The sequence below is a fragment of the Halomarinibacterium sedimenti genome, from assembly GCF_019312585.1.
GTDB classification, from domain to species: Bacteria; Bacteroidota; Bacteroidia; order Flavobacteriales; family Flavobacteriaceae; genus Halomarinibacterium; species Halomarinibacterium sedimenti.
Map to the genome: position 1 here is coordinate 557,632 of NZ_JAHWDP010000002.1, position 22,711 is coordinate 580,342.

The 22,711-nt window shown below is 37.6% G+C and carries 18 protein-coding genes; 5 read left to right on the forward strand and 13 right to left on the reverse strand.

The genetic code is table 11. The annotated features are described in order from the left end of the window. Position 1: 1 nt before the first annotated feature. Both KXJ69_RS07060 and KXJ69_RS07065 read right to left on the reverse strand, forming a co-directional pair. On the reverse strand, positions 2 to 613 hold the full coding sequence (locus tag KXJ69_RS07060; RefSeq protein ID WP_219052288.1) for a fumarylacetoacetate hydrolase family protein: 612 nt from the start codon (positions 611 to 613) through the stop codon (positions 2 to 4). An 11-nt stretch (positions 614 to 624) separates the two neighbouring features. Next, entirely contained in the window at positions 625 to 1,398 is a 774-nt protein-coding gene (locus tag KXJ69_RS07065; RefSeq protein ID WP_219052289.1) for a 3'-5' exonuclease, read from the reverse strand. Positions 1,399 to 1,401: 3 nt separating this feature from the next. Between KXJ69_RS07065 and KXJ69_RS07070 the strand changes: the two genes are divergently transcribed. Next, positions 1,402 to 2,070 carry a glutaredoxin gene (locus tag KXJ69_RS07070; protein WP_219052290.1) on the forward strand — a complete coding sequence of 223 codons (669 nt, stop codon included), beginning with the start codon at positions 1,402 to 1,404 and terminating at the stop codon, positions 2,068 to 2,070. Here KXJ69_RS07070 and KXJ69_RS07075 read toward each other — a convergent pair. From KXJ69_RS07075 to KXJ69_RS07115, 9 genes are all read right to left on the reverse strand, one after another. Beyond that, the gene (locus tag KXJ69_RS07075; RefSeq protein WP_219052291.1) at positions 2,067 to 2,717 is read right to left on the reverse strand and encodes a hypothetical protein; all 651 of its coding nucleotides are present in this window, start codon (positions 2,715 to 2,717) and stop codon (positions 2,067 to 2,069) included. The genes KXJ69_RS07070 and KXJ69_RS07075 overlap by 4 nt on opposite strands. A 120-nt stretch (positions 2,718 to 2,837) precedes the next feature. Further along, entirely contained in the window at positions 2,838 to 3,365 is a 528-nt protein-coding gene (locus KXJ69_RS07080; RefSeq protein WP_219052292.1) for a DUF7151 family protein, read from the reverse strand. Between the two features lie 184 nt (positions 3,366 to 3,549). Beyond that, positions 3,550 to 4,101 carry a hypothetical protein gene (locus tag KXJ69_RS07085; protein ID WP_219052293.1) on the reverse strand — a complete coding sequence of 184 codons (552 nt, stop codon included), beginning with the start codon at positions 4,099 to 4,101 and terminating at the stop codon, positions 3,550 to 3,552. Between the two features lie 66 nt (positions 4,102 to 4,167). Continuing rightward, positions 4,168 to 4,521 (reverse strand): hypothetical protein, encoded by a 354-nt coding sequence (locus KXJ69_RS07090; protein ID WP_219052294.1) that lies wholly within the window; start codon positions 4,519 to 4,521, stop codon positions 4,168 to 4,170. Positions 4,522 to 4,767: 246 nt separating this feature from the next. Further along, positions 4,768 to 5,253: a hypothetical protein gene (locus tag KXJ69_RS07095; RefSeq protein WP_219052295.1), complete on the reverse strand. Its 486-nt coding sequence runs from the start codon at positions 5,251 to 5,253 to the stop codon at positions 4,768 to 4,770. Between the two features lie 203 nt (positions 5,254 to 5,456). After that, positions 5,457 to 6,794, reverse strand: a complete 1,338-nt coding sequence (locus KXJ69_RS07100) for a dihydrolipoamide acetyltransferase family protein (RefSeq protein WP_219052296.1) — start codon at positions 6,792 to 6,794, stop codon at positions 5,457 to 5,459. A gap of 119 nt (positions 6,795 to 6,913) precedes the next feature. Next, positions 6,914 to 8,044: a glycosyltransferase family 2 protein gene (locus tag KXJ69_RS07105; RefSeq protein ID WP_219052297.1), complete on the reverse strand. Its 1,131-nt coding sequence runs from the start codon at positions 8,042 to 8,044 to the stop codon at positions 6,914 to 6,916. A 3-nt stretch (positions 8,045 to 8,047) separates the two neighbouring features. Beyond that, positions 8,048 to 8,668: a recombination mediator RecR gene (gene recR / locus KXJ69_RS07110; protein ID WP_219052298.1), complete on the reverse strand. Its 621-nt coding sequence runs from the start codon at positions 8,666 to 8,668 to the stop codon at positions 8,048 to 8,050. A gap of 84 nt (positions 8,669 to 8,752) precedes the next feature. After that, positions 8,753 to 11,269: a T9SS type A sorting domain-containing protein gene (locus KXJ69_RS07115; RefSeq protein ID WP_219052299.1), complete on the reverse strand. Its 2,517-nt coding sequence runs from the start codon at positions 11,267 to 11,269 to the stop codon at positions 8,753 to 8,755. Between the two features lie 165 nt (positions 11,270 to 11,434). Between KXJ69_RS07115 and KXJ69_RS07120 the strand changes: the two genes are divergently transcribed. Continuing rightward, positions 11,435 to 12,892: a sodium:solute symporter gene (locus tag KXJ69_RS07120; RefSeq protein ID WP_219052300.1), complete on the forward strand. Its 1,458-nt coding sequence runs from the start codon at positions 11,435 to 11,437 to the stop codon at positions 12,890 to 12,892. Here KXJ69_RS07120 and KXJ69_RS07125 read toward each other — a convergent pair. Further along, a complete protein-coding gene (locus KXJ69_RS07125; protein ID WP_219052301.1) occupies positions 12,869 to 13,228 on the reverse strand; it encodes a CoA-binding protein in 360 nt (119 codons plus the stop codon). The two genes, KXJ69_RS07120 and KXJ69_RS07125, sit on opposite strands and share 24 nt — an antisense overlap. Positions 13,229 to 13,553: 325 nt before the next feature. Between KXJ69_RS07125 and KXJ69_RS07130 the strand changes: the two genes are divergently transcribed. Next, positions 13,554 to 16,088, forward strand: a complete 2,535-nt coding sequence (locus KXJ69_RS07130; RefSeq protein ID WP_219052302.1) for a TonB-dependent receptor — start codon at positions 13,554 to 13,556, stop codon at positions 16,086 to 16,088. Between the two features lie 192 nt (positions 16,089 to 16,280). Here KXJ69_RS07130 and KXJ69_RS07135 read toward each other — a convergent pair whose 3' ends face one another. Continuing rightward, positions 16,281 to 17,291 (reverse strand): 3-oxoacyl-ACP synthase III family protein, encoded by a 1,011-nt coding sequence (locus KXJ69_RS07135; RefSeq protein ID WP_219052303.1) that lies wholly within the window; start codon positions 17,289 to 17,291, stop codon positions 16,281 to 16,283. Between the two features lie 312 nt (positions 17,292 to 17,603). Between KXJ69_RS07135 and htpG the strand changes: the two genes are divergently transcribed. Next, positions 17,604 to 19,493 carry a molecular chaperone HtpG gene (gene htpG / locus KXJ69_RS07140; protein WP_219052304.1) on the forward strand — a complete coding sequence of 630 codons (1,890 nt, stop codon included), beginning with the start codon at positions 17,604 to 17,606 and terminating at the stop codon, positions 19,491 to 19,493. Positions 19,494 to 19,636: 143 nt separating this feature from the next. After that, positions 19,637 to 22,711 (forward strand): proprotein convertase P-domain-containing protein (locus KXJ69_RS07145; RefSeq protein WP_219052305.1); only part of this gene is annotated, 3,075 nt, incomplete at its 3' end.

Consider the following 22,711-nt stretch of genomic DNA (forward strand, 5'->3'; position numbering starts at 1 on the left):
ATTATTTAACTTTTATTGAAAAAAGCTCTTTGCTTTCTATGTATCCTTTTAAAACATCATTGGGTGCTACCCTGCCAACACCTGCGGGCGTACCGGTAAATATAATATCTCCTATCTTTAATGTGAAATATTTTGAAACATATTCGATTAACTCATCAATTTTCCACAACATAAAGGAGGTATTCCCCTTTTGAACCACCTCGCCATTCTTTTGAAGGCTAAAGTTAATATCATTACTATCCTTAAACGAATCTTTAGGTAAAAAATTACCTATCACGGCAGCACCATCAAAGGATTTTGCTTTTTCCCAAGGCAATCCTTTTTCTTTTAATTTACTTTGAAGATCCCGTGCGGTAAAATCAATGCCCAATCCTATTTCATCATAATACTTATGCGCAAATTTTTTATCGATGTACTTCCCAATCTTATTAATTTTTACCAAAACCTCTACCTCGTGGTGAATGTCTTGCGAAAATTCAGGAATTATAAAAGGGTTGTTCTTTAATAATACCGCCGAATCTGGTTTGATAAACACAACAGGCTCTGTGGGCCTTTCATTTTTGAGTTCTGCAATATGCTCTGTATAATTTCTTCCTATGCAAATAATCTTCATTATTCGGAAAATTATTGTTTCGTATTCAGTTTACGTAATTTCACTCGAGTGAGCACCTTCTTTGTGTACAGCGGAAAATCTGCATTTAACAACCAGCCAAAATAGCCCGGTTCTTTATCCAACACCTCTTCTACCAACGTTCCTTTATGTTTTCCGAAGTTAAACACCTCTTCTCCATCCTTATTATACCCAATAAATCCTGCAAAATCGGCAAATTCACGATGCGAACTGAAATCGGCTAAAAAATTAATATCATTTTCAAGTTCCTCATATTTTGAAAGTTGCGCTTTTAGCACTTCGTAGGTTGCCATAGTATCGGCTTCGGCACTATGCGCATTATCTAGGTTTTTATCGCAATAAAATTTATAGGCCGCTTCCAGAGTTCGTTTTTCCATTTTATGAAAAATCGTTTGCACATCTACTGATAGTGCCTTTTTCATATCAAAATCAATATCGGCGCGAAGCATTTCTTCCGCCAATAACGGAATATCAAATCGGTTGCTATTAAATCCGCCTAAGTCGCTATCCTTTATTAATTGAAACACTTTGGGCGCTAATTCTTTAAAGGTGGGCTCGTTGGCGACCATCTCGTCTGTAATACCGTGGATGGCACTAACCACAGGCGGAATGGGCATTTCTGGATTTACTCGCCACGTGTGGCTTTCTTTATTTCCGTTAGGGAAAACCTTTAAGATAGAAATTTCCACAATACGGTCGCTTGCCACATTAACCCCTGTGGTTTCAAGGTCGAAAAAGCAAATAGGTTTTTTTAAGTTTAACTCCATGGTATGATTTGTGTTACAAAAATAGGAATACTATCTTCGTTTTTTGGTATGAACAGACAACTAATTCTATTTTTTACGCTATTCATGTACGTTCTTGGGTTTTCGCAACAAGACAAAGTTGTGGTTACCGAAAAGAAAAATGGAAAACGCGTAGTACTCATGGCTGAAAATAAAACAGCCGACACCCTAAATGTATTTATTATGCTTACCGCACAGGGTTATCGTCGCAGTGCAGACCGTCCCGTGGTCATGAACATTCCTCCTCACAAAAAGGTGCATGTGATGACCTTGATTGAAATGGAAGACCAAGAGTCGAGCTATACGTACAATCTTATTGTAAACGAAAATCTTGACAACAGCCTTACCCTTGAACCTGAAGAAGAGGTCGTGGATATTGAAAATGTATTAAAAGACAAAGTGGTGGTATTTTCTAAAACCGATTGCAAAAAATGTGATAATCTATCTGCATTTTTGTTTAGAGATCAAATAAATCATCGCAATTTTAATATTGATGAAGACCCTAAACTTTACCGGCAGTTTATGAATTTTATCGATAAGGAATTACAAGAAACCACCAAGATTCGGTTTCCTGTGATTTGGAATAAAACCTATACCATTTTTGGGTATGATGATTTAGAAAAAACCATTGAAGAAATTTCCAAAAACAATTAATCTTCTGCTGGTTGAAGATGCGTAATCGTGTTTACTCCACGCACCTCATAAAAAGCAGTCACTTGATTCCCGTTGGCTTTCACGGTCTCGGCATCGATAAAAATATCGAAGTTTAAGGTGGTGCCTTCTTCACTTGTAACTGTTACTGTATCGGGTAGATCACCTGCCGTAACTTCTGCTGCGCCGCTTAAAACCCCTATTATTTTTTTCCAGCTAGGATCTGTTTTTTCTGGAGCATATTCTCCAAAAACCGATTCGCCTTTAAACTGCAAATCATATAGAAAATTTTCTATATCGGCAGTGTAATAAATCGTTGCCCATTGGTCCGTAAGCGTTGCGAGTTCTTCCATATCCATATCGATGGCTTCGATATTAAGGTTAAAATCGTGCTTGATGTTACGCTCTACAAAATTGACCGTTACCACAAAAAAGGGATACCCTCCGTCCTCAATGGTTTCGATAATACCAAACTCACGTATTTCCTCATCCCCGGGCTCATAGTCCTCTTCCACTACATCGTCGATGTTAGAATAAATAGAGTCTGTAGCCGTGTCGTCTTGTACTTGTTCTTTTTTAATGTCATTTTTACAGGCTGTAAACACAAATACAAAGAGCACTAAAAAAATAGGCGTAATACAATTTTTCATGTGGATAATGAGATTAGTAATCGTAGGTAAAGATAGCATAAAAGCTGCACTTTTTAGGCTAGGGTTTTTGTGGGAAAATTTGAAGGGTTTTATATGTTATATACGGGTGTTAGACAACGTTTAATCATATACCTTGATTTCTATTGAGACATTTTCAAAACCGTCACAATAGGCATTAACTCCACAGGTATTCAATATCTGTATTTCATTCGAATTTGAAAATGTTATCTCTAATTCGGAGCTATTCGTTAAGAGTATAGTTTTTTCTAAATCTAAAGAAGGATTAACAAACCCCACAAACCTTCCTTGTGCAATGCGTGACCATTCAATTTCAATATCTAAGTCATTTTTTAAGACAGTTGCTGTTGGAGAATCTGTTCCAGATTGCTGCAATATTGCTGAATAAATTTCTGGCAGCTCATTTTCATTGCAGAAAAAATTTGTTGAATCAATTTCATTATTATCAAGTATTCCATTGTTATTTGAATCCAATCCAGATTCTATCATAACTCCCCCAAATTCACAGTCAATACCCGGACCTATCTCAGAAAGGTTTAATAAGCTATTGATTCCATCCTCACCCTCACAATTAAAATTTATGAGTGCAAGTAGGGTGGAAAATAAAATTATAAGAATTCTTTTAGTCATATACAAAGATTTAATGTTGCCTAACGGTCTCGTATAACCGTCTGTTATGGGATTAAAGTTAATGGTTTTCGGTTAAGCACTGACGTTAGCAATTCAGAGTGGATTCATTTAAGCCTGCCCTGAGCTCGTCGAAGGGTAGTCGAATCCGCCATAATTGCGGTTATACATTGTTGTGCATAGTGTTTTATTTTCCACAGTCAAAATCAGAATTCAATTCCGTTTTTCCGTTCGATTTATACAAGTTTGCTATTAATTCTCCTTTGGTTTTTGAAATAGAATCTCCAATTTGAATCAGTTCGTAATTATTAAATTCCGATAAAATTCCGTCCTGTATTTTAAAAATTCCTTTTTCATTTTCTATACTTATTGTTTGATAAGCGTGATTTTCTTTATCAAGATATTTATCAACAATTTTTCCATTCCATTCTTGATTTCTAAAGTATTCCTGATATTCACATTCGTCACGATTTATAAATTCAGACATTTGAGTGAATGCTGTAAACGCAAATAGAACTGTCAGAATCGGAATCGAAAAAACCAATGCGAAATATGTGAATTTTAATCCATTATTTTCAGTCCGTTTTGCAAGTCCGAAGAGTTTAATCGGATTACTAAATACTGCACCATTAAATATGCTTCCCTTTTCTCCATTGTTTTTTAAAATCAGATAGATTATAAAAATCAGCAAATTTAAAACTACAGCTAAAATTACTGCTAGATTTGGGTCGTTTTGCATTCAGTTTAAATTATTGCCAGCTTGTTATATCGTTACATTTATTACTGTTATCCCAAAGATAGCAAATTAACTTTTTCGTACTGCTGCCCTTAGTTCTTCCAGTTTTGAGGCTAACAATTTGTTTTCCTCTTCTAGTATGGCAATGCGTTCTTGTAGCGGCGTGGTGCTATCTGGCGCATGGGTGGTATAGTCTTTTGGGAGCTGTGCAGCGAGATCTGCAAAGAAATTGTGTTGCAACGCCACTGAGATATCCCAAAGCAATTTACACTGTAAGGTGCTACGTTTATGATATTTATGCACCGTTGGTCTTGCCTTTTGTAGCACTCTTGCCAAAGCGGCTTTATTTACATGCTGAGCCTTATAAAATGCACCCAGCATACGCCCAAGATGCGGAAACTCAATTTTTTTAGGTACTCTCATCGTTTTTTTTGGTTTAGTATTCTACATATATGTTAAAAGTTAGTTTTTTTCTAACATTGGTTAGTTTTTGGCTAACTCGAGTTAGTTTTTAGCTAACTATGGTTAGTTTTTGACTAACCGCTGTTAGCTTTTTGGTTACTCCTGTTAGTTTTTAGCTAACTGATGTTAGCTTTTTGGTTACACTTGTTAGTTTTTAACTAACTGCGGTTAGGTTTTTGGTTACTTGTGTTAGTTAAAAACTAACTTTTACAACGAATCGTCTTTTTTTCTTCCCCCGCCGTGGCTTTTAAAGCGCCATTCCATTTGCTCTACAGCCGTTTTGGCATTGGGCAACCCAAGTTTATTACCTACTTGGTATAGTTTGTAATGTGCCAATGCCATACTGTATGCCTCGTGCGCTACAATACGCTCTACGTCTAGCAGTAATCTAGCAATATGATTTATGCGACTATTAATTTTATTTGCTTGTTTGTAAAGCGTGAGATCTTTTTCCATTCCCTCACTTTTCATGGGGTCTGGCAAGACGGTAAGCGGAAGGGTCTTTTGCACTTTAAGTGCGGCTTCTACAAAAGCTAGGTTACGTACATCCAATCCACGATACTTTTTTCGCTCATCGGCTGTGAGCGCTTTTTTGGGCAGTAAGGCTTCTACTGCGTTAAGATGGTTTTCAATTTCGGAAAGCGTGGCGGGGTCTAGGGTTTGGTCAATTAAATTATGTGTAATATTTGCCATAATAAAAGAAATTAATGGTTAATGAAACCACCAATTTCTAAAATTGAAGAACATAAAAAAAGGGGTAAAAACCCCTTTTTTTATACTTTTTTTGAGATTTCTCACTGGCACTTCGATACTTCGACAGCACTTCGACAAGCTCAGTGTGACAACTCAGCACAGGTAGGCTCAGCGTGACAGCTCGAAATGACAAATGTTACTTTTTAAAACTCGCGTTTCATATCCCAAGCCTCTAGGTAGTCGGCGACGCGTTTTACAAACTGTCCGCCTAGCGCACCATTGACCACTCGGTGGTCGTAGCTATGGGATAAGAACATTTTAAACCGTATGCCAATAAAATCACCTTCTGGAGTTTCTATCACCGCAGGCACTTTACGGATGGCACCTAAGGCCAAAATCCCTACTTGGGGTTGGTTAATGATAGGCGTTCCCATAATGCTTCCAAAGGTTCCAACGTTGGTAACGGTATAGGTTCCGCCTTGGATTTCGTCAGGTTTTAACTGGTTGTTTCGTGCACGGTTGGCAAGGTCGTTAACGGCTTTGCTCATCCCTACCAAATTGAGTTGGTCTGCTTTCTTTATGACCGGTACAATCAAGTTTCCGTCACCTAAGGCAGCTGCCATCCCAAGGTTAATGTCTTTTCGCTTAATGATGCGGTCTCCATCTACAGAGATATTCATCATAGGGAAGTCTTTAAGGGCTTTTGCCACCGCTTCCATAAAGATGGGGGTAAACGTCAATTTTTCGCCTTCGCGTTTTTCAAAGGCATCTTTTACTTTGTTACGCCAGTTCCAAATATTGGTAACATCACATTCTACAAAACTCTGCACGTGCGCCGAAGTAGACACACTTTCTACCATATGGTGGGCAATGAGTTTGCCCATACGGGTCATTTCTATGATTTCGTCGCCGCCGTTCACACTCACAGGGGCTTTGGATTTTTGTTGAGACCCCTCGACTGCGCTCGGGGAGACTGATGGACTCGAAGTGACAGTTGCGCTTGCCGTTGCAGCAGGTTGTTTGCCTCTATTTTCAAGATAGGCAAGCATATCATTTTTTGTGACACGTCCGTCCTTGCCAGTACCAGGAATAGCATCTAATTCTGCTTGTGATATCCCTTCTGCCGATGCCATATTTCGTACCAGCGGTGAGTAAAATCGGTCACCGGTACTTTCAATAGCAGGCTGAATTGCTTCTTTTGCTTTTACAACGGTTTCTTCTACTTTCGAAACCACTTCGGGAGCCACCTCAACAGGGGTTTCTGCCTTCTCCTCCTTTTTGGCAGGAGCCGCATCGCCGCCTTCAGTTTCAATAATAGCTAGGGTTTGTCCTACTTGCACCACATCATCCACATTAAAAAGTTGTTCTACTAAAACACCTTCCACTTCGCTAGGAACTTCGCTATCCACCTTATCGGTAGCGATTTCCAGTACCGCTTCGTCCAAATCAATGGTATCGCCAACGTTTTTAAGCCAATTGGTTACGGTTGCTTCTGCAACGCTTTCTCCCATTTTAGGTAATTTCAGTTCAAATCTTGCCATAATTTTTTAGTATGCTTTTTTACAAAAGGACGATGCAAAATTAATTAAAATTGGATGTTTTTGTTTTATATTTTCTAAAAGGTTTGCTAAAATTTTGAAATTCGTTGAGAATTCTTCAACTAAAGTAGCACAGTGCCACCTTTTTGGTCGCTTTGGTCGCTTCCAATAATGAATTGAGATTTGGGCGGTTTTATACGGAAAGTATTCCCTCTGTTTTTCTGCTTTTCCATCAACTGAAAAATAAATTTATACGACAGATATTGCGAATCGAATACAATCATTTTATTGGAAACCAAATCTTCCTCCACCGCTCTTTTTGCAACCGATTTAACAGGAATTTCAAAAATTTCTGAAAGGCTTTTTAGGAGGGATAAATCTTCCGTAAGCACCCAAACTTCTTCTGCACTGTGTTCGTCATTCTTATTTCTATTTGATTGCGTCCCTTTAAAGGCTTTTGTAAGTTTTACACCAAAAGAAACAAAGGCCGTAGTTACTTTATTTTTACTAAAATGCTTTTTGTAAAATATTTGCATCGCACCGTAAAAACGATCCAGATAGGCTGCATCTTTTTGAGTACTTTCTCCTTTATAATGTAGCACGCAGTTGCTTCCGTCATAATAATTGGTGTAACCCGCTTGCATTAATTTATAACAGATATCAATGTCTTCCCCGTACATAAAATAGTCTTCATCAAACCCTCCTACTTCAAGATACACCTCTCTTTTCAAAAACATAAACGCTCCAGCCAAAATTTCAACTTTACCAGTTTCCTTTTCATTTAAATATTTGGCATAATAGCCCCTTCTTCCACCAGCAATTCCTAAAATTTTAAGGAGCGATCTGGTTGGCGTAGGAAGATTACGTTTGCTTTCTGGTAAAAAATTTCCGGTTCCGTCGAGGTAGTAAATCCCTAGTGCTCCTAAGTCTGTATTCGCTTTGGCAAAAGAAATACATTTGGCAAAGGTGTCCTCTGCAACTGCGGTATCTGGGTTGAGAATACAAATATATTCTCCTTTGGCAATTGCCACTCCTTGATTGTTGGCTTTACTAAAACCTACATTTTCTTTGTTTTCAATGAGTATGACCGAAGGAAAATATTGTTTCACCATGGCACAACTATCGTCTTGGGAGGCATTATCCACCACAATAATTTCGGCATCCAAATCCCTCATCGCACGCTGCACCGAAAGGATACACTGCTCAAGGAAATACCTCACATTGTAGTTGAGAATGACGACAGATAGTTTCAAAGTTTAGGAACTTTTTAAGGATGTTTCAAAAGGAATACGGTGTAAGATACTTCTTCCTAAGGTAATTTCGTCTGCATATTCCAATTCATCGCCCACAGAAATTCCACGAGCAATAGTGGTTGTGGTTACCTGAGTGCCTTCAATTTGTTTAAATATGTAAAAATTGGTGGTATCGCCTTCCATGGTAGAGCTGAGTGCAAAAATGATTTCAGAAACTTTTCCGCTTTTTGCTTTTTCAACTAAGGTAGGGATGTTTAAATCCATAGGTCCTACCCCATCCATGGGGGAAATTTTTCCACCCAAAACGTGATATTGCCCACGATACTGACTGGTATTTTCAATTGCCATGACATCCCGAATATCCTCCACCACACACACTAAGCTTTCATCTCTATTAGGATTGGCACAAATTTCGCAAAGTGTTGTATCTGAAATATTATGACAGTTCTTACAAAAATTTATTTCCTCTCGCATCTTCTGAAGACTTTGCGAGAGCCGTAGGGTTTGACTCTCGGGTTGCTTTAATAAATGTAACACCAAGCGCAAAGCAGTTCGCTTACCAATACCTGGCAATTGCGAGACTTCATTTACTGCATTTTCCAATAATTTCGATGAGAAATCCATGTAGTATTTGTTGGCTGAAAGATATAAAAAAAGCCTCAGAAAATACTTGACGTTCTAAGGCTTTCTATTTTAAAACTACTTTTTTTAGTTTTTAATAAAACGTTTTGTAACAACCCCTTTACCACTGTTCATTCTTACAAAATAAACACCTGTATTTAAATGGGAAACATCCAAGGAATGCTGGTTATTAAGAAAAACATTAGGCTCAAAAACAACAAGTTTTCCTGTAGTATCGAATACTCTAATATCCATCTCTACTTCCCCTTGGTATAAAATCTTTAACGTTTCAGAAGTTGGGTTAGGAAATAACGTTACCACCTCTGGAGTTAAAACGTCATTTGTTTCTAAAATAACACCGTACTTAGGAGATGCCCAAAGGCCTCTTCCGTAAGTACCTGCATAAATTTTGCCTTCGGCTTGATTAATTTCCAGTTCATTTACAATCACATTGGGAAGATTCGTATTAAAGGGTTGCCAATCTGCAAATGTATTATCGATATAATAAATACCATAGTCCATCCCAACATACAAACCGTCCTCTCCGTTATCATCCCATACTACAGCCAATGCACTAAAATTAGGTAAGTTAAGTGCGTAATCTTGCCAAGTGGCACCACCATCATCCGAAACTTTTACTTTGCCTGCTCCAGATAATGCAACAGCAATCTTATCTGGGTTAGTTGGATGTATAGCAATTGAATTAATGACACCGCCTGGCGTTGTCATTGCTGTCCAATCTGTTAGTCCTCCATCTGTAGTTCTGTACAAAAAATTATTTCTAGAAGCGTATAAAACCTGATTGTTTGAAGGTGCTATTTTAAGATTGTCTATGTTACTAACAAAATCTTGAGAAATAGGAATCCATGCACCGGGACCTCCAGAACCATTATTTAAATGTTTGTAAACAATGTTATACCCACAATAAATTACGTTTGGTAACACTGGGTCTTGTTCAAATGGCGACACCCAATTTCCCGATCCAGAACCAGGCTCAGATAAATCATTAAGCACGGTACCCCCATTGGTGGTACGGTACATGGCACCAAATTGGATCATTGCAAACATGAAATCTATATTATCCTTACTTACAAATCCTTCCATACCATCGGCACCTACCCAATCTATCCATTGTCCAGTCCCTTCATCGTAAAAGGAACTACCATTATCCTGAGAACCACCCGTTACGCGAACTTGAGATGTTTGAGAAACACCTATTTTATAAAACTGACGAATACCAATACCTGTACTTAAATCTTCGTAATAATCTGCATTTAAATTTCCAGTGTCCGTAGCCTTAAAGAACCCTCCATCTGTACCCACGTAAAGTGTAGAGCCAACAAATTCCATTATATCTACATCTGCATGGCAATAACCAATATTAGCCCCAGCGGCAGCATCTGGGATCCAATCGGCAGTACAAAGGAAGTTAGCTCCTCCATCTAAAGATCTCCATGTTAAAATTCCTGCAATATGCACCTCGTTTACATCATTTGGATTTACAGTAATATCCATATCCCTTGGTGCCTGTCCACCTGGGTCAAAACCTGCGGTGTCATATCCAAAATAATTTCTACCAGCATGATTTAACTGCGTAAAAGAAGCACCACTATTGGATGATTGATAAAACCCTCCAAATTGCCCTCCAGCAGCTTCAACTACGTAGACCACAGAAGCATCGTCTGCAGATACGCCAATCATTTTAGCACCACTACTAAATCCCGATATAGGTGTGAAATTTACACCTCCATCTGTAGAAACATAAAATCCATTTCCTGAGGCATACACTGTGTTGGTATCACCTGGTTTAAATTCGATATCATATCCTCTATTTTCGGTAGTAATAAGTTTGGTCCAGTTAGTTCCCCCATCTGTAGAACCATATATTCCACTATTTTCTGATGTGGCAAAAAGAATATTCGGGTCTGTAGGGTGCAACAGAATTTTATTCACTAACGAATTTCCTGCATTTCCTAATAAGTTCCATGTTGCACCAGCATCGGTAGATTTATAAATTAACCCACTATAGGACCCAAAATAATAGGTGTCTGAATCGAATGGGTCTATTGCAACCGAGTACACATATAAATTTGAAAAATAATCCCCTAGCGGTGTCCACGTGGCAGCTCCATCGGTCGTTCTCCAAACGCCTCCTGTATTGGCTCCTACTATAATGTGGTTGGTATTGGCTGGATCTACTGAAAAACCTGTAATCCTACCCACACCTGGGCTCCAATGGGTAGTAGCATTCCAATAATCCGGACCAAGTTCTTGCCAATCATCAAATAAATTTTGTCTTAGATCGGCCGTTTCATTTAGGTAGGCATTGTATTGTTCAAGTTCGGCAAGGCGTTCGGTAAATGGGGTTAAATACCCATTATCATTTTGCAGACGATTTGCCATATATTCCCATCGTTTAAATTGCTTGTAACCAGATCCGCGTCCTTTATCTTTATCTTCAAAATAGGCTTCGGCACTAGTAACAATTTCTTCAACGCTGTAAGTGCCAGCATCGATCATTTGTAAATATTCTTGCGATAATCCCTGATAACTAATTAGAATGGTAGCAATCACGGTTGTTATAAAAAATAATTTCTTTTTCATAGTAATAAAATTAAGATTCAAACTTACAATTCAAATTATTGCAAATCAAGTTAAATAAATGTTTTAAGCTAGTTTTTTTATCGTTTTTTTTGAATGACGGGTAAATTTAGCTTTTTTGAATTTATAAGTTTGTATTTTTATCCAAATTTACCTAGCCATTCTATTATGCAGCCCATTTATATTTTAATTCTCATTGCAGGTTATTTCGGGGTTCTTATGCTTATCTCCTATTTTACAGGAAAAGAGGATAGTAACGAAGTTTTCTTTAAAGCGTCAAAACAATCCCCTTGGTATTTGGTGGCTTTCGGGATGATTGGTGCCTCCTTAAGCGGAGTTACATTTATTTCGGTACCAGGATGGGTGGAAGCTTCGGGATTCAGTTATTTTCAGGTGGTGTTAGGCTATTTTGTGGGATATTTTGTGGTAGCCTTTGTTTTACTTCCTATATATTATAAACATAATGTAACCTCCATATATCAATATTTGGAAAGTAGGTTTGGTGTGGTAAGCTATAAAACGGGTGCTTTTTTCTTCTTTGTTTCGCGTGTTTTAGGTTCGGCATTTAGGCTTTTTTTAGTTGCTATTGTGCTTCAGCAATTTGTATTTGACGCCTATGGTGTTCCATTCGAAATTACTGTGGTAATATCGATTTTATTAATTTGGATTTACACCAATAGAGCGGGTATTAAAACCATTGTTTGGACAGATACCCTTCAAACCCTTTTTATGCTTGTTGCTGTTTGTCTTTCAATCTATTTTATCAATAGTGAACTTAATTGGAGTTTTTCAGATTTTTTACAATCTGAAGAACTAAAAAACTACAATAAGATATTCTCCACAGAAAACTTTTTTAAGAAAGACCATTTTCTTAAATCCTTTTTTGGAGGGATGTTTATCACTATCTGTATGACAGGATTGGATCAAGATATGATGCAAAAAAATCTAACGTGCAGAAACCTAAAAGATGCACAAAAAAATATGGTTTCTTTTAGCATTGTACTAGTTGGGGTCACCTTTTTATTTCTTTTACTAGGAGCCTTGTTATTTATCTATGCAGAAAGATTTGATATTGCAATTCCCTTAATGGATGGCACTCCAAAAACCGATCTACTTTTTCCAGAAATTGCCCTTAAGAGCGGTCTTAGCATAACTCTTGGGATTACATTTTTGTTAGGGTTAATTGCTGCTGCCTACAGCAGTGCCGATAGCGCATTAACTTCTTTAACTACTAGCTTTTGTATCGATTTTTTAAACATTGAAAAACGACCTGAAGCGAAGCAAAAAAGAATAAGAAAAATGACCCATATTGGAATGAGTTTTCTTTTAGTTTTGGTCATTATTGCCTTTAAATATATTCTTACAAGTAATGTAATTGATAGTCTTTTGGTGGTAGCAGGATATACTTATGGACCGTTGTTAGGATTATTTGCCTTTGGAATTTTCACCAAGTTTAAGGTGAGAGATAAATATGTTTGGATTGTTACCTTGGCTTCTGTTGTAATTATTACCATTATTGGAAATATACCCGCAGAAAGTCTTGGAGGTTATCAAGTGGGTTACGAACTATTACCGATAAACGGTCTCATTACCTTTTTAGGTCTAATATTGATTCGTAGAAAGTAGAACCAGCGTACAAGCAACCTCAACCTCAATATTATTTTCTTTTAGAATGGTGTAAAACTCGGGATTTTCAGTCCCTGGATTAAAAATAACTCTTTTAGGTTGTAACGAAACGATATAGTGATAGTAATCGGGTTGATGCTTAGCACCAATATATAATGTTACCGTATCAATATCTTCAAATGGAAGTTTTTCAGTTTCAAATTCTACTCCTTCAACAACTCCTTTTTTTAATCCTATAGCAACTACGGGTTGTTGAGCAGACACCAATCTTTGAATCGCAAGATATGAATACCGATTGGGGTTTGTACTGGCTCCTATGACCAAAGTTTTCTTCATAGTATTTTTTAAAATATCGAAGTTACAATCCTTGCTTAAAAGAAAACCTAAAACTTAGTTAAAAAAATAAGTTACTGTAACATAAAACTATTTACATCGTCTATATAAATGAAATATTTCAAGACTTTACTGTGAAAATTTTACGTTGATGGTTAGTGTTAATAATAGCAGTAAAGACAAGGCCCGAGGTTCTAGACCTCGGGTTTTTTGTTAATATTAGGTTAAAGAAAATTTTAATTGTAACAGAATTTTGACATCCTCGTCTTATGGGTGTTACTTTTTTGTAACCATCAATCAAAAATCAAAAACAACCAAACCACAAATCATGAGACAAATTCTCTTTCTTTTAGCCTTAAGTATAGGCTTAACATCTTTTGCAGGCGTTGGCCCAGAAGACGAAAAACTAGGAAAAATTACAGGAACTGTAATAGACAAAAACCTTCAGCAACCTATACCTTATGTTGCGATTGTAGTAAAAGATCTTCAAGGAAACATTATCACAGGTGGTGTAACAGACGATAACGGTCAGTTTGCCATAGAAGAAATTCCTGAAGGAAAAAGCAATGTATCGATACAATATATAGGATATAAATCCTATAACACCGAAATTGAAATCACTCGAGGAAACCGAAATATAGATTTGGGTAATATTCTTTTAGAGGAAGATATCGAAGCACTTGGTGAAGTTACTGTGACGGCAGAACGCACTACCATTCAGCAAAAAATGGATAGAAAAGTGATTACTGTAGGTAAGGATTTAACAACTTCTGGACCTACGGCTTCGGATATTATGAATAACTTACCTTCTGTAAGTGTAGACCAGCAAACAGGAGAACTTTCCTTACGTGGTAACCAAAATGTACGGGTCATGGTGGACGGGAAACTTTCAAACGTTCCAGTAGCGCAATTGCTCAAACAAATTCCTTCTGCTTCCATTAAGCAAATTGAACTCATTACAAATCCTTCGGCAAAGTACAATCCTGAAGGTATGAGCGGTATCGTAAATATCATCCTTCATAAAAATGTAAACGTTGGATTTAACGGAAACGCCAGTGTGGGTCTTACCTACGAAAAGCAACCCAAATTCACTTCAAATATTGATATGAATTACCGCAATGGAAAATTTAACTTTTACGGAAATTGGGGTCATAATACCTCTGTGAATGAAAACTACGGAAATGTAAACAGACCAGATGATAACATTGAGCAAATTTTTGAATTCCTAGACGATAGCCAATCCAATCTATTCAAATTTGGAATTGATTTTTACCTAAACGATAAACATACCTTATCTGTCTTTACCAATCAAAACTTGTATGAAGGTAGCACCACAGGGATAACCGATATTAGATATAGCGACAACCCAAGTTTAGACGAACTTCAGGACTTTTTAAGTGACAATGACAATATTTCTTCTCAATATAATTTCAACTACAAAATAGATTTTGAAAAGGAAGGACATAACATAGAATTGGAAGCAGATTATAATGATTTTGAAAATGATGAAGACGCCGATTTTAGATTTTTGGGTGCCACTTTTGGAAGTGATTATATGGACTTTGTAGATACCGAAAGAGACCAACTTACAGTAAACTTAGATTATGTAAATCCATTAACCGAAAGCACAAAACTCGAATTAGGATTGGAAGCTAGGTTATTTAATTCTGTAATTGGAAGAACGTCTACGCAAGAGGTGGTAAATCCCTTCGACATAACAGGTCCTTTTATTATGGCACCAAGCACCAATTTTGATTATAGTCGTGACATCTATTCTGCCTATGCCACCTTTGGTAAAAACTGGGAAAAATTTAGTGTGCAAGTAGGTGTAAGAGCCGAAACGGTAGAAGAAGTTGCCGATACGGAAGAAGCTTATGGAACGGGTGTGGTTACCGAAGATCTTACTTTCGTTAATTCAGATCCTTTAGTAGATGTTACCACTGATGGGGATAGTGTGTTTAAAAAATTTACAAATGATTATTTCCAGTTGTATCCTTCGGCTTTTGTAACCTATACGCCTTCTGAAAAAAATCAGTTTCAGGTAAGTTATAGTCGTCGTGTGGACCGCCCAGGGGTGAGTCAAATTAACCCAATTCGCGAATGGAGTACTCCATTGATTTCATCTTTCGGAAAAACAAGCCTTTTACCTCAATTCACCAATTCTTTTGAAACCAATTACACGCGTAATCTCGAAAAAGGAAGTATTACAGCAGGTGTGTTTTACAGAATTATTGAAGACGAAATAAACAGAGCTCTTTTTATAGACAGAACCGATTTAAACAAAGTAATCCTTACGTATGATAACTTTGATAATACAACTGCGTATGGTGTAGAATTATCAAGCAACTATCGTCCAACTAAGTTTTGGAGCTTTAATGCTAGTTTCGATTTATTCAATCAAACCCAGAAAGGTATTTCAGAACAACTGGCAGATGTCGAAAACCCAACCGTAAGTGATATTACATTAAACGAATATCAAGTAGATAACATTCAGTATAATTTCAGAATGTTTAACAACTTTAGAGTTACAGAAAAATTAAGTTTATCTGCCTTTGGTTTCTATAGAGGAAAATCGAGAAACCTTCAGTTTACCATGGAGCCTATGTACTTTGTAAATGTAGGTGCTCGCTACAGTCTATGGGAAGGTCGTGGTACATTCAGTATCAATTACAACGATATTTTCGACACCATGCAATTTGCTTTCGAAGGGGAACTTCCTTACGCCCAGGTGGGTGCCTTTAATTGGGAAAGCAATACTATTAATGTAAATCTTTCTTACCGATTTGGAGGCGGTAAATACCGTGCTAAATCTAGAAAGAATCGTGACGATAGAGAAAAAGAAGGAAGCGGCGGAATTTTTTAGTCACAAAAGATGTAAAATGTTATAGTGACGTTAAATTTTAAATTTCACTGAAACATTTTACAAGAAGTATAGTCTATATATATAAACCTTTAAACTTGTTTTATAATTTATTTGGATTAGCCTCTTAAAAAATTTATAACTTGTTAGGTAAACCCTCTCTCTGAAATTAGTAGGATTGAGGGTTTGTTATTTCTACCATCTAATTATGACACTCCCCCAAGTAAAGCCGCTACCAAAAGCAGCCAGAATTACCAAGTCACCCTTATTAATTTTTCCTTCTTCCCAAGCTTCAGTTAAAGCAATAGGTATCGAGGCGGCTGTAGTGTTTCCGTATTTTTGAATATTATTAAATACTTGGTCATCTTCGAGCTTAAATTTCCGCTGAATAAATTGAGCAATCCGAAGATTCGCCTGATGTGGAATTAACATATTAATATCACTTACAGATAGTTTATTTTTTTCAAGACCCTCCATTATCACTTCAGAAAATCGAACCACTGCATTTTTAAATACAAATTGTCCATTCATATACGGGAAGTAACTTTCGTCATTAGGGTCATTTTCAGAAATAATATCGGTAACCCAACGGGTACCCATACCAGGTGCTTTTACAACCAATTCTTCGGCAAACTCTCCTTGAGAATGTAAATGTGTGGATAAAATTCCTTTACTCGTATCCTCTTCTCTACTTACCACTGCTGCTCCTGCCCCATCGCCAAATATTACCGATACTCCTCTACCTCTTGTTGTTTTGTCCAAACCATGCGAATGTAATTCACTACCAATTACGAGAATATGTTTATACATTCCCGTTTTTATATAATTATCTGCTACCGAAAGTGCATATACAAAACCAGAACATTGATTTCTTACGTCCAGCGCTCCAACGGTTTTTATATCTAGCTCCTTTTGTACTTGGACTCCCGGTCCTGGAAAATAATAATCTGGACTTAGGGTTGCAAACACTATAAAGTCAATATCGTCTTTATTAATCCCTGCTCTTTCAATAGCTATATTGGCTGCTTTAACACCCATGGTGGCAGTCGTATCATCACTCCCTCGTTTTACCCATCGTCGTTCCTTTATACCCGTTCGTTCCTGTATCCAAGCATCATTGGTGTCCATCATTTTTGAAAGATCATCATTCGTTACAATATTGTCGGGTACATAGCGCCCTAATCCTGAAATTTTTGAAGAATACATAAAATAGTTGATTAAAAACTGAGAACAATATAATGAGAAGTATTGATTATTTAGAAAAATATAATTACAAAAAAGCTAAGGTACCTCACGAGCACCTTAGCTTAAAACAACCTAACCAATAAATAGAAATTAATGTAGTTTGTGTTGGGAATTTCTATTTGCACAAATATAAGAATGTTTAATCTTTATACAAATTTATTAAACAATATTTAACATTTAATTTTATGTCATCTCAAAATGACACCTTGTCACTTTTCTCATAATGGTATTCTATTTGAAATAAGCCCACTATAATTTTAAAGTTAAAAAACCATGAATAAAGGAACTATAAACGTATCTGTGGAAAATATTTTTCCGCTTATTAAAAAATTTCTCTACAGCGACCATGAAATATTCCTTCGTGAATTGATAAGTAACGCAACCGACGCAACCCTTAAACTAAAACATCTTACCAGTATTGGAGAAGCCAAAGTAGAATACGGCAATCCTATGATTGAAGTTAAGATCGACAAAAAGAAAAAACAACTTCATATCATCGATCAAGGAATTGGGATGACTGCAGAGGAAGTTCAAAAATATATTAACGAGATTGCTTTCTCTGGTGCCGAAGAATTCATAGAAAAATACAAAGACAAAAAAGCTGAAGATGCTGGAATCATTGGGCATTTTGGACTTGGGTTTTATTCAGCATTTATGGTAGCAAGTAAAGTTGAAATTATTACCAAAAGCTATCTTGATGAGCCGGCAGCACATTGGGTTTGTGATGGTTCTCCCAACTACACTATCGAGAAGCACGATAAAAAAGAGCGCGGTACAGAAATCATTCTACATATAAGTGATGATGAAAAAGCGTTTTTGGAAGAAGCAAAAATCCGTGAGTTATTGGTGAAGTATAACAAATTTATGCCTATCCCAATAAAATTTGGAACAAAAACCGAAACCCTTTCAAAGCCTAAAGATGCTAAAGAAGAGGATCCTGCTCCTACCAAAGAAGTGGATAATATCATTAACAATCCTAACCCTGCCTGGACCAAACAACCTACCGATTTAAAAGACGAAGATTATAAAAACTTTTACAGGGAGTTATATCCAATGCAATTTGAAGAACCACTCTTCAACATTCATTTAAATGTAGATTATCCTTTTAACCTCACGGGAATCTTGTATTTCCCCAAAATGACAAAGGACTTAAACATTCAAAAAGATAGAATTCAACTCTATCAAAATCAAGTGTTTGTAACCGATAATGTAGAAGGTATTGTTCCTGAATTTTTAACCATGTTACGCGGGGTAATTGACAGTCCAGATATCCCGTTAAACGTCTCAAGAAGTTACCTTCAAGCAGATGGAAATGTCAAGAAAATTGCCAGTTACATCACTCGTAAGGTCGCAGATAAATTGAAAAGTCTTTTCAACGATAGTCGTGAAGATTTCGAAAAGAAATGGAATGACATAAAAATCGTGATTGAATACGGGATGTTGACCGAAGATAAATTCTTCGAAAAAGCTCAAAACTTTGCATTGTATCCTACCGTGGATGGCAGCTATTTTACGTTTGAGGAACTTTCTGAAAAAATAAAAGATCTTCAAACCGATAAGGATGAAAAACTTGTGATTTTGTATGCTTCAGACAAAGAAGCACAGCACAGCTATATTGAAACAGCCAAAGAAAAAGGATATGAGATATTGTTGTTGGATTCGCCCATTATTTCGCATCTAATTCAAAAATTAGAAGGTGAGAAAGAAAAAGTTTCCTTTGTAAGAGTGGACAGTGACCACATTGATAACTTAATTAAAAAAGAGGAAGAAACCCTTTCTAAGTTAAGTGATGAGGAAAAGGAAAGTTTAAAAACAGTGTTGGAAAGCATTGTTTCTACCGAAAAATTTACGGTACAATTAGAGGCTATGGATAGTAACGCCAACCCTTTTATCATTACCGAGCCAGAGTTTATGCGCCGTATGAAAGAGATGCAGCAAACGGGTGGCGGCGGTATGTTTGGCATGGGAGGATTCCCAGAAATGTACACCTTGGTAGTGAACACAAACAACGAGTTAGTGTCTGAAATTTTAAACACAAAAACTCAAAAGAAAAAGGAACGTTTAGTAAATCAAGCACTGGATTTAGCAAAATTGAGTAAAAATTTACTAAAAGGTGAAGAACTAACAAAATTCATAAAACGTAGTTATGATATGATAAAATAGCACGTTTTATCGATTAAATGTAAAACCGCTCAGTAGAGCGGTTTTTTTTTGTTAAACACTTGAAATTAAGCTTAAAATTTGTTTTAAAAAGTGATTTTTTGGTTTACATTTGAGTAACTAATATTAATCAAATTAACTAAATTATGAAAAAAACTATTTTTCTGCTTTTGCTGTTTTTAGGGTTTACGACCCTGCAAGCACAGGAGTTAAATTCTACCCCCGCGCTATCCACTAGCTCCAATGGGGTAACAAAGAAACAAATGACGGCTTCAAATGCTGGTGTTTTTGCTTCTAGACAAACCGTGACGACGGCATCCACGCGTAATACCGAGACAATATATTTTGCGGTAACACAATCGACTCAAAATTGTGACTCACAGGAAAGCAATCCTGCACAATGTGGTGCTACTACCATGATGATGTCTGTGGAAACCAACCCAAGTACTAATAGAGCACCCGGGGCTAAGTATTACATTAGAAGTAATACAAACAATCCTTGGGGGCAGGTTACTAACGAAGCGGCTATGGATGCTGCTTTTGGTGCAGGGAATTGGACGCAAGCCTTTTTTGAAACTCTTGTCATGGGTACTGTCTTTTCTCCTGGAACCAATTTTGTTTTCTTAGAGGGAAGCGATGGTGGTGCTAATGAATTAAACACCTTTTTAACTACCAACCTTGCTGCTATTGAGGCATGGGTAAATGGCGGTGGGAAACTAATCTTAAATGCTGCACCTAATGAAGGTAGCAATATTAATTTTGGATTTGGAGGAACAACCTTAGTCTACACAGATTTTAGTAATAATGTGGCTGCTGTAGACCCATTGCATCCTGCCTTTGTAGGCCCTTTAACACCCACTGCAACCGCAATGTCTGGTACTTCGTATGGTCATGCAACTATTTCTGGTACAGGCTATACCAATATTCTTTTAGACACAGGTGACAGTGGTGTTGTATTAGCTGAAAAAGATTGGGGAGCGGGTCATGTTATTGTGGGAGGTATGACAACTACCAACTGGCATTCTCCTGCAACGGAAGCATTTAACTTTAGAGCCAACTTATTTACCTATGCAGATGATTATGGCGGTGCAGGCTGTCCTCCTTTTGATATTGCAGGGCCTTATTGTGCTCCTTGTAATGACCCAACGGGTGGTTCTGCTTTAGCCTGTTCTTTAGGACCTAACAGTATCATTCAAGGTATAGATGTGTCTGGCGTGCCAGGAGCGGTAAATGTAAACTCAATTGATTTTAATCAAGAATCATTTGGAACAGCACCTATTATTACAGTAAATCTTTTTTGCGCTCCAGCCGCAGGACCTGTCCCTTATGCCGCTGTTGACACTCCTTTTTATACTGAATCATTTGCCACTAACCTAGCTGATGATGGAACTTGCGTTACTTTAACTTTTACAACTCCTCCATCTATAGATGCTTCCTGCGATACTATGTGGATAGAAATAGTAACTCCCGCTGATTCTAGTAGAGCAGTTCAAACGCCTCCTACGTGTGATGGAAATAATGGTACAGGAACCAACACTTGGATAGTTGCATCCGCCTGTGCGATTAATACCCCAACTTCTTTTGCTGCTATTGGGTTCCCTAATCTTGATGCTAGCTATAATGGAACTTTTGAATGTAATACAGGGCAACCACCCGTTATTTCTTGTCCATCAGATATAGTACTTGATAACGCCGCTGGTCAATGTAGTGCGGTTGCCAATTATGCAGGAACTGCTATTGACCCAGAAGATGGAGATATCTCTGGAGATATTGTGTACTCACCACCTAGTGGAAGTACTTTCCCTGTAGGAACTACAACGGTTACACTTTCTGTAACCGATAGCGACGGAAACACATCAACTTGTGATTTTGACGTGACGGTAAATGATGTTGAAGATCCCGTAGTTGTTTGTACAGACTTTACAGCAGAATTAGATGCCAATGGTGATGTAACCGTATTCCCTGACGATGTGGCCACAGCTACAGACAACTGTCCTGGAGTTACACTAGGGTTTGCCACACCTCCTACTCTTGTTGAGACTGGACAAGTGCCGCTAAATATGAATGGAAGTAATCAATTAATTGATACTCCAGCCACATTAGTAGGCTTATCTAGCTCTGCTTCAGATGTTACCATCGACCTTGAATACCAAGGCGATTTTGGAACTGCTGCCACAGAATGTTTTTTACTGAATGGCCCAGACGGTAGCCAAGTTTTCTTACAATGTGCTACCCCACAATGTTCCGTTCAAAATACAAACTTTACAGTTTTAGCAGCTACTTGGAACAACTGGATAACCACCTTTGGAAATGATTTAACATTCACTCTAATTGCAGATCCTCAAGTAAATGGTAACCTTTGTGGAGGAGCATTCCCAGATGGATATTATTCACTTACACAATCCACTCCTGGTGCTACTGTAGGAAGTTTAGATTTCACTTGTGCTGAGGTAGGACCAAACAACGTTACCGTTGTTGCTACGGATGCTGCTGGAAATACTTCTACCTGTACTGCAGTTGTCACCGTGGAGGATAATATAGCACCTGCCATAGTTTGTGTAGGCGAGCCTACTCCAGTAACAGACACCGCCAGTGCGAGTCCAGGATTACCCTTTGGAGCCGCTCCAACGGTTGTTACTAGTACGATAGATGTGACCGATGACTTTATCATTACCGATTTAGATGTAGATGTAGACATTTCCCACACTTGGGTTGGTGATGTAATTGTGACCCTTGAGTCTCCTTCGGGAACTATGGTAACCATTATAGACCGTCCAGGAGACATTACCTCTCCACCAGATGGATGTGACGGCGATGATATTGTTGCTACTCTTGATGATGAAGCTGCCACCCCTGTAGAGGATGAGTGTGCTGCCGGAACACCTACCATTAACGGTAGTTTCATTCCTAACAACCCGCTTTCTGCCTTTGACGGTGAGAGTACCTTAGGAACTTGGACTATGACCGTAGAAGATGCGTTCCCTGCCTTTGATGATGGTGTATTTAACAGTTGGGCACTCAACTATACACACGATGTAGCTGCGGCACCATACGATGCCATTCTTGATGGCACTACTGGAACCGTAGTAGTAGATCTTGCCGATTTACTATTGAGCGTAGATGAAGCCTGTGGATATACAGTAACCTCTGGTGGTGGTGCTCCTATTCCAGGATCTATCACAACACTTTTTGCCACCAATAACAATGGTTCACAAGGAGGA